A 14129-nucleotide genomic window follows, 5' to 3' on the forward strand; every position below is an offset into this window, starting at 1 on the left:
CGCTTCACGCTCCGAGCTTCGGCCAGGTATCCGAAAGACGATAGCCGCCCGGCCAAGGGTCCGACGGATCCAGCATCAATTGATGCGTGCCGGTAATCCAGGCGCGGCCGGAGATCAGCGGATAGATTGCCTCGCGATCACCGACACGCGTCGTCGACTCGATACGGCAGTGGAATTCCGAACCGATGATCGAGCGGCCGATATAGGTCTCGCCGATTGCCATCTCGCCACGCGCATGGAGAACCGCCATGCGCGCCGAGCAGCCCGTACCGGTGGGAGACCTGTCGATCTTGCCCGGCTGGATGACGACGGCGTTTGCGCCGCTCAGCACGTCGTTTTCCCGGGTAAGGGGAGCGGCGATCTGGCAGAAGGAAATGTGGTCCCAGCCGGCATTGTCCGGATGGGTAAAGCCGATCTGCTCGTTGGCGGCCGCGGTAATCTTCACGCCTGCTTCTGCAATCTCGCGTGCCTCGTCGGGTTTCACCTCGAACCCCAGTGAAGCCGCATCGACGATGACGAAACTGTCTCCGCCATAGGCTGTGTCGACCGTCAGTGTTCCGAAGCCGCCCACTTCCAGCGACACTGCGAGCTTGTCTGCAAAGGATGGCACGTTGCGCACCGTGATCCGATCGGCCTTGCCGTCGCGGCATTCCGCTGTGACCTCGACCAAGCCGCCTGGCGCTTCGAGCGTCATGCGTGTCACCGGCTCGGTCATGGGAATGATGCCGGTGTCGAGCAGTACGGTCGCAACACAGATGGAGTTGGAGCCGGACATCGGTGGCGTGTCGGCGGGCTCCATGATGATCCAGCCCATCTGGGCGCGCGGATCCTTCGGCGGCACCAGCAGGTTCACATGCCGGAAGACGCCGCCACGGGGCTCGTTCAGCACGAAGTTGCGCAGCGTCTCGTCACGGGCGATGAAGCGTGACTGTTCCCAGAGTGTATCGCCCGGCGGCGGCAGCACACCACCGACGATGACGTCCCCGACTTCGCCCTCCGCATGGCAGCTGACGATGTGGATGACCTTTGATGTGCGCAAACGCGACCCCCCGGCAGATGTTACCGCTTGGGTGTCATCAGGTAATGCCCAACGCCCCAGACCTCTCCCTTGTCATGGCCGAACAATCCGGCAGTGGCAAGGAAGAACAGACGCCAGCGGCGCTGCCAGAGGCAGGCGTCCTTGCCGTAGACATCCTTCAGGATCGGCTGGATTTGCCCGATCTCGCGATCGAAATTTTCAAGCCAATGCATCGCGGTGCGGCGATAGTTGAGACCCGACCAGCGCCAGTCTTGTTCGACGGTGAAAATATCATCGAAACGACGCGGCAGGTCGTGCGCGGGCATGATGCCGCCTGTGAAGAAATGGTGGGCGATCCAGTCCGCTGGGTTGTCGTGCTCGAACCGGTAGGACCGATCCTTGTGGGTGAACACGTGCAGGAACAGCTTTCCGTCAGGCTTCAGCCATCCTCTTGTGCGCTCCATCAGGCCTCGCCAGTTCGACATGTGTTCGAACATTTCCACCGAGACGACCCGGTCGTAGGTCTCATCCGTCGAAAAGTCGTTCATGTCGGCCGTGATGACGGTGAGGTTGTCGAGCTTCAGCCGCTCGATTTCGCTGAGGATGTGTTGACGCTGCGGGGCCGAGTTGGAGACGGAGGTGATCCGGGCATTGGGAAAATGCTGGGCCATGTAGAGCGACAACGAACCCCAGCCGCAGCCGAGCTCGAGAATGTCCATTCCATCGCTCAGTTCCGCGTGACGCACGGTTTCGGCCAGCGCGTAGGATTCCGCTTCCGCAAGCGTGGTATCGTCAGCCAGATACAATGCGCAGGAGTATTTTCGCTGTGGACCGAGAGCGAGGCTGAAGAACTCTGGCGGCAGTTCGTAATGCTGGCGGTTGGCATCATCCGTATGGGTGGCGATCGGAAAGTCGGCCATCGACCTTGCGAACGCGTCCTCGGCGGTTGCCGGCGTGGAGGCCAGCTTCCGCTTGGTGCGACCGCATAGAAAGTCGATCCCGGCAAGCGTCACGCCATCGCTTAAGGGTGCTCGTTCAGCCGTATTGATGGCAAAGGCCAGCATGTTCATCGTGGCGTTCCCTTATTGTGTTGAGAGTTTGGATCGACGCGGACCGGGGAAAAATGCGTTGACGCGTGCCTGGACAGCACGGAACTGGTCACCCCGGGATTTCAGCATGTGTTCCTCAAGCGGCGGAATGCCGGAGACGTGCACCAGCAGCCAGTACATCATCACAGGCGCGAGAAGCGCGATCGCGGCAAAGCCCAGCGCCGGAAGCGCCATCAGCGGCCAGCTGCACCAGAACAGCCACTCGAAGAAATAGTTAGGGTGGCGGGAATAGGCCCACAGCCCCCTCTGGCAGATTTCCCGCTTGGCTTCCGGCGTCTTGCGGAATCTCGAGAGCTGAACGTCGGCTACCATCTCGCCGATAACGGCAATCGCTGCCACGGCAAGCGCGAGAAGATCGCCCACCTGCGGGTATTCTGCCGGGTTCGAAGCGGCGCAGTAGACTGCAAGCACAAGAATGAAGGCAGCGACCGCCTGGATCTGGAGAAAATAGAACAGGCGGAAGGAAGCGCGATCGCCCCATTCCTTGATAAGCTTTTCGTAGCGGGGATCCTCGCCACCGAGCCGCGTGCGGGCGCCAATATGGAAGGCAAGCCTCAGCGACCAGGCCGCAACGATGACGATTGCCGTCACGCGGCGCTCGACGGGACCGGCCGCCAGATAGGCTGCAGCCACGCCGCCGACGCCGACCGCCAGCGACCAGATCGTGTCTATCCAGCCGCTCGCACCCGTCGCGCGCTGTACGGCCCAGGAGATTGCCATGGCCAGCGACAGGCCTATCGCCAGAAAAATGAGGTGAATGTAATCCATTGGTCTCCTCGAACGTAGAAAGCCCGACACGTTCTTTGTGTCCCTCTACGGCTGACATAGCCAATCAGTTTCATGGACTTGGAAAAAATGTCGCAAAAAGAAGTGATATTGCGTGAAACTCTCTATCTCAATCTCTCGTAATGATTACAGAGCCCACAGGGCAGGTGATCGATTGCTTTGGGAGCTGGGGGAATTGTATGGCATTTCGTGAGACGCATAGGACCTCGGGACGTCGACGCATCGCAGTTGTCGGCAGTGGAATATCCGGCATGTCTGCTGCATGGCTTCTGGCCAAGGCCCACGATGTTACCATGTTCGAGGCAGCCGATCGTATCGGCGGCCACAGCCATACCGTGGATTTCGACGCATCGGGAAGAACCGTTTCCGTCGACACCGGCTTCATCGTCTATAACGAGGTGACCTATCCTAATCTGACGGCGTTGTTCCGTCATCTGGATGTTCCAACCACGGCCTCCAGCATGTCCTTCGCCGTCTCGCTCGACGATGGCGGTTTCGAATATTCTGGTGGCACAGGGTTCGGACTGTTCGCCCAGAAGTCCAATATCGTCAGCCCACGCTTCTGGTCGATGATGCGCGATCTCGTCCGCTTCTACCGCAATGCTCCCCGTGATCTGTCGACGATGGGCGGTTTGTCACTCGATGACTACCTCGACCGATATCACTACGGACGGGCGTTCCGCGACGACCATCTCTACCCGATGGCGGCTGCGATCTGGTCGATGCCCGCGGGTAAGGTGGGTGAGTATCCCGCGGTCAACTTCGTCCGTTTCTGTGGCAATCACGGGCTGCTCGAACTCTGGAACCGTCCGATCTGGCGCACGGTGACGGGCGGAAGCCGGGAATATGTGGATCGCCTGACAGCTGACTTTCGCGATCGCATTCGCCTGTCGACACCCGTCCAGGCGATCAGGCGAACCGGTGGCGGTGTTGAAATTTCCACCGGACCGGACGGATGGCAGGCATTTGACGAGGTGGTGATCGCAACGCATGCCGATCAGGCACGTCGTCTCCTGTCGGACGTTGATGACCACGAGGCACGCATTCTGGGGGCCTTCCGCTATTCCCGCAACGAGGCGATCCTGCACAGCGACCAGAGCTTCATGCCGAAGCGCAAGGGCGCATGGTCCAGCTGGAATTACTCGGCAAAGACCGGCGAGGCGCAGGTCCAGCCTGCCATCACCTACTGGATGAATGAGCTGCAGCCGCTTGGCGATGCGCCGCCGACCTTTGTGACACTCAATCCCCCGCGTCAGCCCCGCGAGGACGCCGTCATTCGGAGCGAGATCTACGAGCATCCGATCTTCGACATGGCAACCGAGCGGGCACAACGGGAAATCTGGTCGCTTCAGGGTGTGCGCAACACATGGTTCTGCGGCGCCCACTTCGGCTCGGGCTTCCATGAAGACGGCCTCCAGGCAGGCCTGGCGGTCGCGGAAGATCTTGGCGGCGTTCGGCGTCCCTGGAAGGTCGCCGAGGAAAGCGCCCGGATCGTGCGCCGGCCGCTCGGCGCTACCGTTCCGATCGAGGTCACGGCATGACGGCTTCGTTTCGGTCGGCGATTTATCCTGGTCATGTCACGCATGCACGCATGCGGCCGAAAGAGCATCGGCTGGCCTACAGGATCTACTCGCTGCTGATCGATCTCGACGAGCTCGACGCGCTTGATCGCGGCCTGAAACTGTTTTCCGTCGACCGGTTCAATCTATTCTCGTTTCGGCAAAGAGATCGCGGCGACCGCTCGGGATCCGATCTTCGGGGCCAGATAGAGCAATGGATGCGCGCCGCAGGGCTCGAGCCTGATGGCGGGTCGATCAAGCTTCTCACCATGCCGAGAATACTCGGCTGGGCCTTCAATCCGCTCAGCATCTTCTTCTGCTACGGACGCGATGGCGAGGTGGAGGCGATCCTGTGGGAAGTGGATAACACATTCGGGGAACGCCATGGCTACCTCATCCCGGCCGATAATCGTGTCGGCGGCGAGATCGTCCAGCACTGCGACAAGGCATTTTATGTCTCGCCGTTCATGGACATGGACCAGCGCTATACCTTTCGCGTGACGCCGCCGTCCGAACGGCTGTCGATCAAGATCGATACATTCGATGCCGAGGGGCCAATGCTGACTGCCCGTCATCTCGCCCACCGCCGTGATCTGACAGACCGGGCGCTTCTGAAGGCCTTCTTCGCCATTCCCTTCCTGACGCTCCGGGTCGTCGGCGGCATCCATTGGGAGGCACTGAAAATCTGGCTCAAGGGCGTGCGTTTGCGCAAGCGTCCAAAGCCACCGGAAAACCCCGTCTCCGTCACTCCTGCTGTTCCCCTACGCAAAGTGGAAATCCATGAGCCAATCTGACGAATTCACCTCCGTAACGACCGATCGCACACCCGGAGCTGGCGTTGCCGGCTTCGGCGCGCGCGTCGTGAACCGGCTGCTGAGCGGTATCCGCTACGGTTCCATTCGCGTTGTGCTGCCTTCCGGTCGCACCATAGAGATGGCCGGGCCGGAAAAAGGGCCGGACGCCGTTATCGTCATCAAGCGCTGGCGGATGCTGAGCCGCGTTCTGCATGCGGGCGACATCGGTTTTGCGGAAGGATATCTCAAGCAGGAATGGACGACACCTGATCTTACCAATGTGATCCGGTTTGCTGCGCGCAACCGGCATGGGCTGACGCTTGCGACCCATGGGGGCTATCTCGGCCGGATCGCGGTTCGCCTGTCGCATCTTCTCAACGCCAATACCAAGCGCGGCAGCCGACGCAATATCGAGGCCCATTACGATCTCGGCAACGAGTTCTACGCTGAGTGGCTAGACCCTTCGATGTTCTATTCCTCGGCGCTCTACGAGCATCAGGGACAGTCTCTCGAAGATGCCCAGCGTCAGAAACTCGAGCGTATCCGCGAAAAGCTCGCCATGAGCCAAGGCGACAGCGTGCTTGAGATCGGCTGCGGCTGGGGCGCTCTTGCCTTGGACCTCGCACAGAACGTCAATGCCCGGGTCACCGGCCTTACTCTTTCTCCCTCGCAGCTGGCCTTTGCAAACGAGCGCATCCGGCAGGCCGGCGTGGAAGGGCAGATCGATCTCCGACTGCAGGACTACCGCGATACATCAGGGCAATTCGACCGGATCGTCTCGATCGAGATGTTCGAAGCGGTCGGAGAGGCCTATTGGCCAGCTTATTTCGACACCATCCGTCGCTGTTTGAAGCCCGGTGGCCGTGCGGTTCTGCAGGTGATCTCGATCAACGAGGACCGCTTCGATTCCTATCGGCGCAATCCGGATTTCATCCAGAAATACGTGTTTCCGGGAGGATTTCTTCCCTCGGACAGCGCGTTCACGGCAGCCGTTGAGAAATCCGGGCTTGTCGTCAGCGACATCGAACATTTTGGCGCGTCCTATGCGCGGACGCTGGCCGAGTGGCGGACGCGGTTTCACGCCGCCTGGCCGAAGATTGCGGAACTCGGTTTCGACGGCCGTTTCCGTAGGTTGTGGGACTACTACCTTTGCTATTGCGAGGCTGGCTTCGAGGAGGAAGCGATCAATGTTGGCTTCTATACGATTGAACATGCGTAATCTGGGTTTGCGAATCGGTGCTGTCGCAGCACTCTTGTCACTGTCGGCAGGGCCGCTTCTTGCCGCTGATCTGGACGGCAACTGGGCTCGTGGCGACGGCAATGCCAAGGTCGAGATTGCGCCTTGCGGCGCCCAGATCTGCGCCACCAACACATGGATCAAGCCCGGATCGGGGAGCGAGAAGGCCGGCGACAAGCTGGTCATGACGATCGACCGGACAGCTGACGGCTCCTATTCCGGTACCGCCTTTGATCCACAACGCAACATGACGTTCAAGATCACAGTCGTTGTCGCGGAAAAGAAGATGACGACGAAAGGCTGCGTTGCTGGCGGTATTCTTTGCCGTGCCGTCAACTGGTCCCGCATCGACTGACACAGAAAGAGGGAACGAACCCATGGCGAAGATCTCGCTGAAGACGCTGGCTCTTGCCTACATCACCACGTTCATCGTGTTCGGCGCGATAGACTCCGTCTGGCTCAGCACGATGACAAGCCTGCTTTACCGGCCGGTCATGGGCGACATGCTTCTGCCGAGTTTCCGTCTTGCGCCTGCCGTGATCTTCTACCTTCTCTATATCGGCGGACTGACGCTGATGGCAGTGCGTCCGGCCCTGATTGCAGGCGGTGTCGGAGCAGCGGTGCGGCAGGGAGCGGCGATCGGGTTCATGTCGTACATGACCTACGATCTCACCAACCATGCGGTCATGAAGAACTGGTCGACGCTGCTTTCAGTGGCCGACATCATTTGGGGTACCTTGCTTTCGGGTCTCGCCAGCGGTCTTGCCACCTGGATCGTTCTGCGGTTCTTCAGAACAAAACACCACTAGCGTTCGAAAACAATATGGCCGGGAAATCCCGGCCATATCTTTGAGCTATTACTGTTCAGGCTCTTCGACCGCGGTCGGCTGACCGCGCTGGTCGAGTATCTCTCGTTTGCCCACATGGTTGGCCGGGCCGACCAGCCCATCCTTCTCCATGCGTTCGACAAGCGATGCGGCCCTGTTGTAGCCGATCGACAGGCGGCGCTGGATGTAGGAGGTCGAGCACTTCTTGTCGCGCATGACGACCTTGATCGCCTGCTCGTACATCTCGTCCCGGTCTTCCTCGCTGATCGCGGACCTGTCGAAGACCGCCTGGTCTTCCTCCTCGACCTCTTCACCCTCTTCGTCTTCCGTGACGCTGCCGAGATAGAGCGGCTGACCTTGCGTCTTCAGATGCGCAACGATGCGCTCGACTTCCTGGTCCGACACGAAGGGACCGTGAACGCGGGCAATGCGTCCGCCGCCCACCATATGTAGCATGTCGCCCTGACCGAGCAGGTTTTCCGCGCCCTGTTCGCCAAGGATGGTGCGGCTGTCGATCTTGGACGTCACCTGGAAAGAGATACGGGTCGGGAAGTTCGCCTTGATCGTACCGGTGATGACGTCGACCGAAGGCCGCTGCGTCGCCATGATCAGGTGGATACCGGCAGCACGCGCCATCTGCGCAAGCCGCTGGATCGCACCTTCGATCTCCTTGCCGGCCACCATCATCAGGTCGGCCATCTCGTCTACGATGACGACGATATAGGGCAACGGCGTCAGGTCCATGTCCTGCTGCTCGTTGATCGGCTCGCCGGTCTGACGGTCGAAACCGACCTGGACGCTGATCGAAATGACCTCGCCGGATGCGGACGCGGCCGCCACACGGGCGTTGAAGCCGTCGATATTGCGAACGCCGAGACGCGACATCTTGCGATAGCGGTCTTCCATTTCGCGCACCGCCCATTTCAGCGCTAGAACCGCTTTCTTGGGGTCGGTCACGACAGGGGTGAGCAGATGCGGGATACCGTCATAGGCCGACAGTTCGAGCATCTTCGGATCGACCATGATCAGCCTGCATTGATCCGGCCGCAGACGGTAGATCAGCGAGAGGATCATCGTGTTGACCGCGACCGACTTGCCCGAACCGGTTGTGCCGGCGACGAGCAGATGCGGCATCTTTGCAAGCTCGGCGACGACGGGTTCTCCGCCGATCGTCTTGCCAAGGCAAAGCGGAAGCCTGAAGCCGGTACCCGCATAGGTGCCGCTTTCGATCAGCTCACGCAGGTAGACTGTTTCGCGCACGGGGTTTGGCAGTTCGATACCGATCACGTTGCGACCGGGAACGACAGCAACACGCGCCGAAAGCGCCGACATCGAGCGGGCGATATCGTCCGAAAGGCCGATGACGCGGGAGGATTTGACGCCGGGTGCCGGGGCGAATTCGTAGAGCGTCACGACAGGGCCGGGACGAACGTCGATGATCTCGCCGCGAATGCCGAAATCTTCGAGCACGCTTTCCAGAAGCCCGGCGCTCTGTTCCAGGCTTTCCTGGCTGACGGGGCTGATCTGGTCGTCCACCGGTGCCTGCAGCAATTCGATCGACGGGAACTCGTAGTCGTCGGACGCATGCAGCGGTTCGGTGTTGAACGGCCGGATCGGAGAGATCGCGCGGGTGGCCATGACAACCTGCCGCGTCGACTTTACTGGCACAACGGGGGCGACCGCAGGCGCCGGGGCCTCGATGACGGTCTCAGCGATGACGGGCGCAACGAGAACAGGCTCAGGAATGACAGGCTCAGGAACGACCGGAGCAGCAGCAGCGATGACGGGCGCATCCTCCACTGGAGGCCCCACCGGATTTGGCGCAGCATCGTGGCCGGCCTGGCGCAACGTGATCGAACGATAGAGATCAAGCGGCGACGGCCCCACCGGAATTTCTTCAACCAGACGTTTGGTCAGGGTCTCGATCGGCTGGCGAATGACCGGCGCCCTCAGGGCAACCCGCACAGGTTCGGGCCGGACCGGCTGTTTCGGATAGGTCGGGAGCGGACGCTGAGCAACGAACACAGGTCTCTGCTCGACCTTTGGCGGGGGAGGCGGGGTCAGCGCGAACTCTTCGCCGGTGGCCTCTCCAAGGCTCATCACCTCGAAGAACAGATGATCCGGCAGGTTGGCGATCGGAGACTGTCTTTCAGTGCTAATCACGGGAGCATCAATCACTGCTTCAGGCTGCGGCGGCGCAACTGCGACCAGCACCGGTTCAACGGTTTCCCTGGCAAACGTGGCCCGGCGTTCCCTCAGCGCCTGATCGAGAGTGCCGACGAGATTGCGGGCGCCGGGTTCAGGCGACAGGAAGCTGGCGATAGAGGTCGACAGCGCGTCGCCGTCATGTCTTTGGGTGAAAGTAATCTCGGAAATCTCCTGAACGGCTCGCGCCGCCATAGGGGGAATGACAGCCTCGGGGACGGCGTGGGAAGCGACGGCTTCGCCCTCCGCTTCCGGGCCGGAGGGTGCCCCACGCCTGGAGATGGTCTTCTCCGGCGTGCGGGTGAAGCGAACGGTCGGGCCCAACATGAAGGCCTTCTGCCAGTCCGGCAGCGCCTCGATCTCGTGAGCCTGCATCTGGACTGTCGACACGATGTCGCAAGCCACCTGTTGCCCCGCATTCGGGGGCTCAGGCGGATTTATGGGGTGAGAGTGGCCGGTATCCGGCAGTTCGGAAGCCTGGGCTTCCAGCTTGTCAGTTTCGCGAAATTGCGGGCCTGTGAGACGCATTGCCACCAATGAAACCATATGAACAAATCTGGGACACGAACGTCCTTGGATATAAAACAAACATTAACCATGCGTTGCCGGCGCCGATAAATCGTCGAGTGCGGTGATCGCCTGTGACAAAAGGCGCCGGTGAAATGGTCTTTGGGACGGAACAGACTCGGGCAGTTGGTGGTTATTGGGTCAACTGTAGTCGTCAAGATGGAGCCCCCATGTCGAGTCCGAATTCGTTTGAAATGTCACGACGGGATCTTCTCGTCGCAACCGCTGCCGGCTCTGTGGCCGTGGCAAATAGCAACAGAGCTGCAAATGCGCAGGCGGCAACACCGCCTCCTCGGCCGGGGACGGCGACGTCGCGGGTGGGTTTTGTCGTCAACGGCACACGCCAGGATCTCGATCTCGACAACCGCACGACCCTGCTCGACGCGTTGCGTGAGAACCTGCACCTGACCGGCACCAAGAAGGGTTGCGATCACGGCCAGTGCGGCGCCTGTACTGTCATGGTCGATGGTCGCCGCATCAATTCGTGCCTGTCGCTTGCCATCATGCACGAGGGCTCCGAGATCACCACGATCGAAGGCCTTGGCACACCGGACGAGATGCATCCGATGCAGACGGCATTCGTCAAGCACGATGGCTTCCAGTGCGGCTATTGCACCCCTGGGCAAATCTGTTCCTCCGTCGCCGTTCTTGAAGAAATCAAGGCCGGCATACCGAGCCATGTAACGGAAGACCTGACCGCCCCCACGCAGGTTTCCGAGATGGAAATCCGCGAACGTATGAGCGGCAATATCTGTCGATGCGGGGCCTACCCGAACATTGTTGCGGCTATCACGGAAGTTTCGGGGAGGCAGGCATGAAACAGTTTACTTATGAACGCGCCGCATCACCGGCTGAAGCTGCGTCCAAGGCCGCCAACAACCAGAACGCCAAGTTCATCGCGGGAGGCACCAACCTCCTTGACCTGATGAAGCTAGAGATCGAATCACCGACCCATCTCATCGACGTCAACGGTCTCGACCTCGACAAGATCGAGCAGAGCGAAGATGGCGGCGTCCGGATCGGAGCGCTCGTGCGCAATACGGATCTCGCCTCGGACGAGCGCATCCGCCGCGACTACGGCGTGCTTTCGCGCGCACTTCTCGCAGGCGCATCTGGTCAGCTTCGTAACAAGGCAACGACGGCTGGCAACCTTCTGCAGCGGACGCGCTGTCCTTACTTTTACGACACCGCCCAGCCTTGCAACAAGCGCAAGCCCGGTAGCGGTTGTTCAGCCATCGGCGGCGTGACCCGCCAGCTGGGCGTGATCGGCGTCAGCGATGCCTGTATCGCCACCCACCCCGGCGACATGGCAATTGCCATGCGTGCCCTCGATGCAACCGTTGAGACGGTCAAGCCCGATGGCGCAACACGCGCGATCCCGATTGCCGACTTCCATAAACTGCCCGGCGATACGCCCGAGATCGAAACCACGCTTGAGCGCGGCGAGATCATCACGGCCGTTACGCTGCCGGCGCCTGTGGGTGGAAAGCACGTGTATCGCAAGGTGAGAGACCGTGCGTCCTATGCGTTCGCTCTTGTGTCGGTTGCCGCGATCATCCAGCCGGATGGCACCGGTCGCGTTGCGGTCGGCGGTGTGGCTCCCAAACCATGGCGCGTCGAAGAGGCGGAAGCCGACTTGCCGCAGGGGTCCAAGGCCGTGATGGCCAAGGTCTTTGCAGGCGCAAAGCCAACAGAAGAAAATTCATTCAAGGTGACACTGGCGGAGCGCACGCTCGCCGGCATCCTTGAAGAAACAAAGGGGTAAGCCATGCTATTCGATCGTCCCGCCACGACCAATCCCATCGACCAGATGAAGGTGGTCGGCCAGCACATCACGCGTATCGACGGCCCTAAGAAGGTCACCGGCACGGCGACCTATGCCTATGAATGGAACCACGCCAACCTCAATGTTGCCTACGGCTATCCCGTAGGCGCCGGCATCGCAAAGGGTCGGATCAGCTCGATGGATATCCAGGCGGCCCGCAACGCTCCGGGCGTTCTGGCTGTCGTCACGGCGGAAACGGCTGGCAAGCTCTCCAAGGGCAAAATGAATGCGGCCAAGCTTCTCGGTGGCCCCGAGATCTCGCATTATCACCAGGCCATCGCCGTCGTCGTCGCTGAAACCTTTGAGCAGGCTCGCGCCGCAGCGAGCCTCATCAAGGTGGATTACGTTCGCGCTCCCGGCTCCTACGATCTGGAAGCAGCGAAGGACACGGCCAAGAAGCCGGAGGGCTCCGAAGGCGAAGACGCAGACACTTCTGCCGGCAACTTCGACAAGGCGTTCGCCGAGGCAGCGGTCAAGTTCGACCAGACCTACACGACACCCGACCAGTCACATGCGATGATGGAGCCGCATTCGTCTCTCGCCATTTGGGACGGGGACGAAGTTACGGTCTGGACCTCTAACCAGATGATTGCATGGAACAAGTCCGAAATGGCGATCACGCTCGGCATCGATCCGGAAAAGGTCCATATCATGTCGCCGTTTGTCGGCGGTGGTTTCGGCTCAAAGCTTTTCCTCCGGTCGGATGCGGTGCTTGCAGCGCTTGGTGCGAAAGCGGCGGGACGCCCCGTCAAGCTCGCGCTTCCGCGTCCGTTCGTGATGAACAACACGACGCACCGCCCGGCTACGATCCAGCGCATTCGCATCGGAACGACGCAGGAAGGCAAGATCACCGCGATTGCCCATGAAAGCTGGAACGGCAACCTGCCGGGTGGCAGCCTGGAGACAGCCGTGGCGCAGACTCGCCTTCTCTACGCCGGCGAAAACCGGATGACCTCCATGCGGCTTGCGGCGCTCGATCTGCCCGAAGGCAATGCAATGCGCGCACCGGGCGAAGCGCCTGGCCTCATGGCGCTTGAAATCGCCATGGACGAACTGGCCGAGCAGCTCAACCTCGACCCCGTCGAATTGCGGATCATCAACGACACGCAGGTTGATCCGGAAAAGCCTGAACGGAAGTTCTCGCACCGTCAGCTGGTCGAATGTCTTCGCCGGGGTGCTGAAACCTTCGGCTGGGACAAGCGCAACGCCGAGACGGGTCGCGTCAAGGACGGACGCTGGATGGTTGGCATGGGTGTTGCGGCAGCGTTCCGCAACAACATGAACATGAAGTCTGGCGCCCGCGTGCGGCTCGATTCCGAAGGCGTCGTGACTGTCGAAACCGACATGACGGATATCGGTACGGGTAGCTACACGATCATCGCCCAGACCGCGGCCGAAATGATGGGCGTAACGATCGACAAGGTTGCCGTAGAACTCGGCGATTCCCGCTTCCCGGCGTCGTCGGGATCGGGCGGACAGTGGGGCGGAAACAGCTCCACCGCCGGCGTCTACGCCGCATGCGTGGCGCTGCGGGATGCGATCTCGCAAAAGGTCGGTTTCAACTCCGCAGATGTCACGTTTGCCGACGGCCAGATCCGTTCCGGCAACCGCAGCATTGCTCTCGCTGAGGCTGCTGGCAAGGATGGTGTCGTTGCGGAAGATACGATCGAGTATGGCGATCTTGCAGAAGAGATGCAGCAATCGACATTCGGTGCCCATTTCGTCGAGGTCGGCGTCGACATGTACACGGCTGAAATCCGCGTTCGGCGCATGCTGAGCGTCTGTGCAGCAGGGCGCATTCTCAACCCGATCACGGCCCGCAGCCAGGTCATCGGTGCGATGACGATGGGCGTCGGCGGCGCCTTCATGGAAGAACTGGCCGTCGACAAGCGTCGCGGCTTCTTCGTCAACCATGATCTCGCCGGCTACGAAGTTCCTGTCCATGCCGATATTCCGCATCAGGATGTCATCTTCCTCGATGAGACGGATCCGACCACCTCGCCGATGAAGGCAAAGGGTGTTGGCGAACTCGGCCTTTGCGGTGTGGCGGCAGCGCTTTCGAACGCCGTGCACAACGCAACCGGCGTGCGTATCCGTGATTACCCTGTCACGCTCGACAAGCTGCTGCGGGACATGCCGCAGGTCGGCTGATCCGCTCGGCATCGTTATGCAAAACTCTGGCCGGAGCATCCACAGATGCTC

At 60.8% G+C, this 14129-nt stretch carries 12 protein-coding genes; 8 read left to right on the plus strand and 4 right to left on the minus strand.

Annotation, left to right across the window (positions count from 1 at the left end):
* Window positions 1-4 precede the first annotated feature (4 nt).
* Genes IFT66_RS20620 through IFT66_RS20630 form a run of 3 tightly spaced genes read right to left on the minus strand, consistent with a single transcriptional unit; the run spans window position 5 to window position 2895 of the window.
* Window positions 5-1039, minus strand: a complete 1035-nt coding sequence (locus IFT66_RS20620) for a trans-3-hydroxy-L-proline dehydratase (protein ID WP_192078749.1) — start codon at window positions 1037-1039, stop codon at window positions 5-7.
* Between the two features lie 20 nt (window positions 1040-1059).
* Complete coding sequence (locus tag IFT66_RS20625; RefSeq protein WP_062577449.1) at window positions 1060-2088, minus strand: SAM-dependent methyltransferase; 1029 nt, start codon at window positions 2086-2088, stop codon at window positions 1060-1062.
* Window positions 2089-2100: 12 nt separating this feature from the next.
* Window positions 2101-2895: a DUF1295 domain-containing protein gene (locus IFT66_RS20630; RefSeq protein WP_192078750.1), complete on the minus strand. Its 795-nt coding sequence runs from the start codon at window positions 2893-2895 to the stop codon at window positions 2101-2103.
* Between the two features lie 197 nt (window positions 2896-3092).
* On the opposite strand from IFT66_RS20630, the gene IFT66_RS20635 reads away from it, so the two are divergent.
* Genes IFT66_RS20635 through IFT66_RS20655 form a run of 5 tightly spaced genes read left to right on the plus strand, consistent with a single transcriptional unit; the run spans window position 3093 to window position 7312 of the window.
* Window positions 3093-4454: an NAD(P)/FAD-dependent oxidoreductase gene (locus IFT66_RS20635; RefSeq protein WP_192078751.1), complete on the plus strand. Its 1362-nt coding sequence runs from the start codon at window positions 3093-3095 to the stop codon at window positions 4452-4454.
* On the plus strand, window positions 4451-5266 hold the full coding sequence (locus IFT66_RS20640; RefSeq protein WP_192078752.1) for a DUF1365 domain-containing protein: 816 nt from the start codon (window positions 4451-4453) through the stop codon (window positions 5264-5266). The genes IFT66_RS20635 and IFT66_RS20640 overlap by 4 nt, the downstream gene beginning before the upstream one ends.
* Window positions 5253-6485 carry an SAM-dependent methyltransferase gene (locus IFT66_RS20645; RefSeq protein ID WP_192078753.1) on the plus strand — a complete coding sequence of 411 codons (1233 nt, stop codon included), beginning with the start codon at window positions 5253-5255 and terminating at the stop codon, window positions 6483-6485. The genes IFT66_RS20640 and IFT66_RS20645 overlap by 14 nt, the downstream gene beginning before the upstream one ends.
* Window positions 6478-6858, plus strand: coding sequence for a DUF2147 domain-containing protein (locus IFT66_RS20650; protein WP_192078754.1), 381 nt, complete (start codon window positions 6478-6480; stop codon window positions 6856-6858). Before IFT66_RS20645 ends, IFT66_RS20650 begins: the two co-directional genes overlap by 8 nt.
* A gap of 37 nt (window positions 6859-6895) precedes the next feature.
* Window positions 6896-7312, plus strand: a complete 417-nt coding sequence (locus IFT66_RS20655; protein ID WP_062454982.1) for a DUF2177 family protein — start codon at window positions 6896-6898, stop codon at window positions 7310-7312.
* 48 nt (window positions 7313-7360) lie between these two features.
* On the opposite strand, the gene IFT66_RS20660 is transcribed toward IFT66_RS20655, so the two are convergent.
* Window positions 7361-10063: a DNA translocase FtsK gene (locus tag IFT66_RS20660; RefSeq protein WP_446737939.1), complete on the minus strand. Its 2703-nt coding sequence runs from the start codon at window positions 10061-10063 to the stop codon at window positions 7361-7363.
* A 209-nt stretch (window positions 10064-10272) separates the two neighbouring features.
* On the opposite strand from IFT66_RS20660, the gene paoA reads away from it, so the two are divergent.
* From paoA to paoC, 3 genes are read left to right on the plus strand one after another with little or no spacing between them, the layout of a single operon-like run.
* Window positions 10273-10920 carry an aldehyde dehydrogenase iron-sulfur subunit PaoA gene (gene paoA, locus IFT66_RS20665; protein ID WP_062454375.1) on the plus strand — a complete coding sequence of 216 codons (648 nt, stop codon included), beginning with the start codon at window positions 10273-10275 and terminating at the stop codon, window positions 10918-10920.
* Window positions 10917-11867 (plus strand): FAD binding domain-containing protein, encoded by a 951-nt coding sequence (locus tag IFT66_RS20670; RefSeq protein ID WP_062577460.1) that lies wholly within the window; start codon window positions 10917-10919, stop codon window positions 11865-11867. The genes paoA and IFT66_RS20670 overlap by 4 nt, the downstream gene beginning before the upstream one ends.
* Before the next feature lie 3 nt (window positions 11868-11870).
* On the plus strand, window positions 11871-14078 hold the full coding sequence (paoC, locus tag IFT66_RS20675) for an aldehyde oxidoreductase molybdenum-binding subunit PaoC (RefSeq protein ID WP_192078755.1): 2208 nt from the start codon (window positions 11871-11873) through the stop codon (window positions 14076-14078).
* The last annotated feature ends 51 nt before the right edge of the window (window positions 14079-14129 follow it).

This window comes from Rhizobium sp. CFBP 13726 (genome assembly GCF_014841925.1).
GTDB lineage: Bacteria > Pseudomonadota > Alphaproteobacteria > Rhizobiales > Rhizobiaceae > Neorhizobium > Neorhizobium soli.

What these genes read in the sequence shown, in the direction of transcription:
- IFT66_RS20625 (WP_062577449.1), bottom strand. Translation starts at nt 2,088, where the DNA reads ATGAACATGCTGGCCTTTGCCATCAATACGGCTGAACGAGCACCCTTA.
- IFT66_RS20630 (WP_192078750.1), bottom strand. Translation starts at nt 2,895, where the DNA reads ATGGATTACATTCACCTCATTTTTCTGGCGATAGGCCTGTCGCTGGCC.
- IFT66_RS20635 (WP_192078751.1), top strand. Translation starts at nt 3,093, where the DNA reads ATGGCATTTCGTGAGACGCATAGGACCTCGGGACGTCGACGCATCGCA.
- IFT66_RS20640 (WP_192078752.1), top strand. Translation starts at nt 4,451, where the DNA reads ATGACGGCTTCGTTTCGGTCGGCGATTTATCCTGGTCATGTCACGCAT.
- IFT66_RS20645 (WP_192078753.1), top strand. Translation starts at nt 5,253, where the DNA reads ATGAGCCAATCTGACGAATTCACCTCCGTAACGACCGATCGCACACCC.
- IFT66_RS20650 (WP_192078754.1), top strand. Translation starts at nt 6,478, where the DNA reads ATGCGTAATCTGGGTTTGCGAATCGGTGCTGTCGCAGCACTCTTGTCA.
- IFT66_RS20660 (WP_446737939.1), bottom strand. Translation starts at nt 10,063, where the DNA reads ATGCGTCTCACAGGCCCGCAATTTCGCGAAACTGACAAGCTGGAAGCC.
- paoA (WP_062454375.1), top strand. Translation starts at nt 10,273, where the DNA reads ATGTCGAGTCCGAATTCGTTTGAAATGTCACGACGGGATCTTCTCGTC.
- IFT66_RS20670 (WP_062577460.1), top strand. Translation starts at nt 10,917, where the DNA reads ATGAAACAGTTTACTTATGAACGCGCCGCATCACCGGCTGAAGCTGCG.
- paoC (WP_192078755.1), top strand. Translation starts at nt 11,871, where the DNA reads ATGCTATTCGATCGTCCCGCCACGACCAATCCCATCGACCAGATGAAG.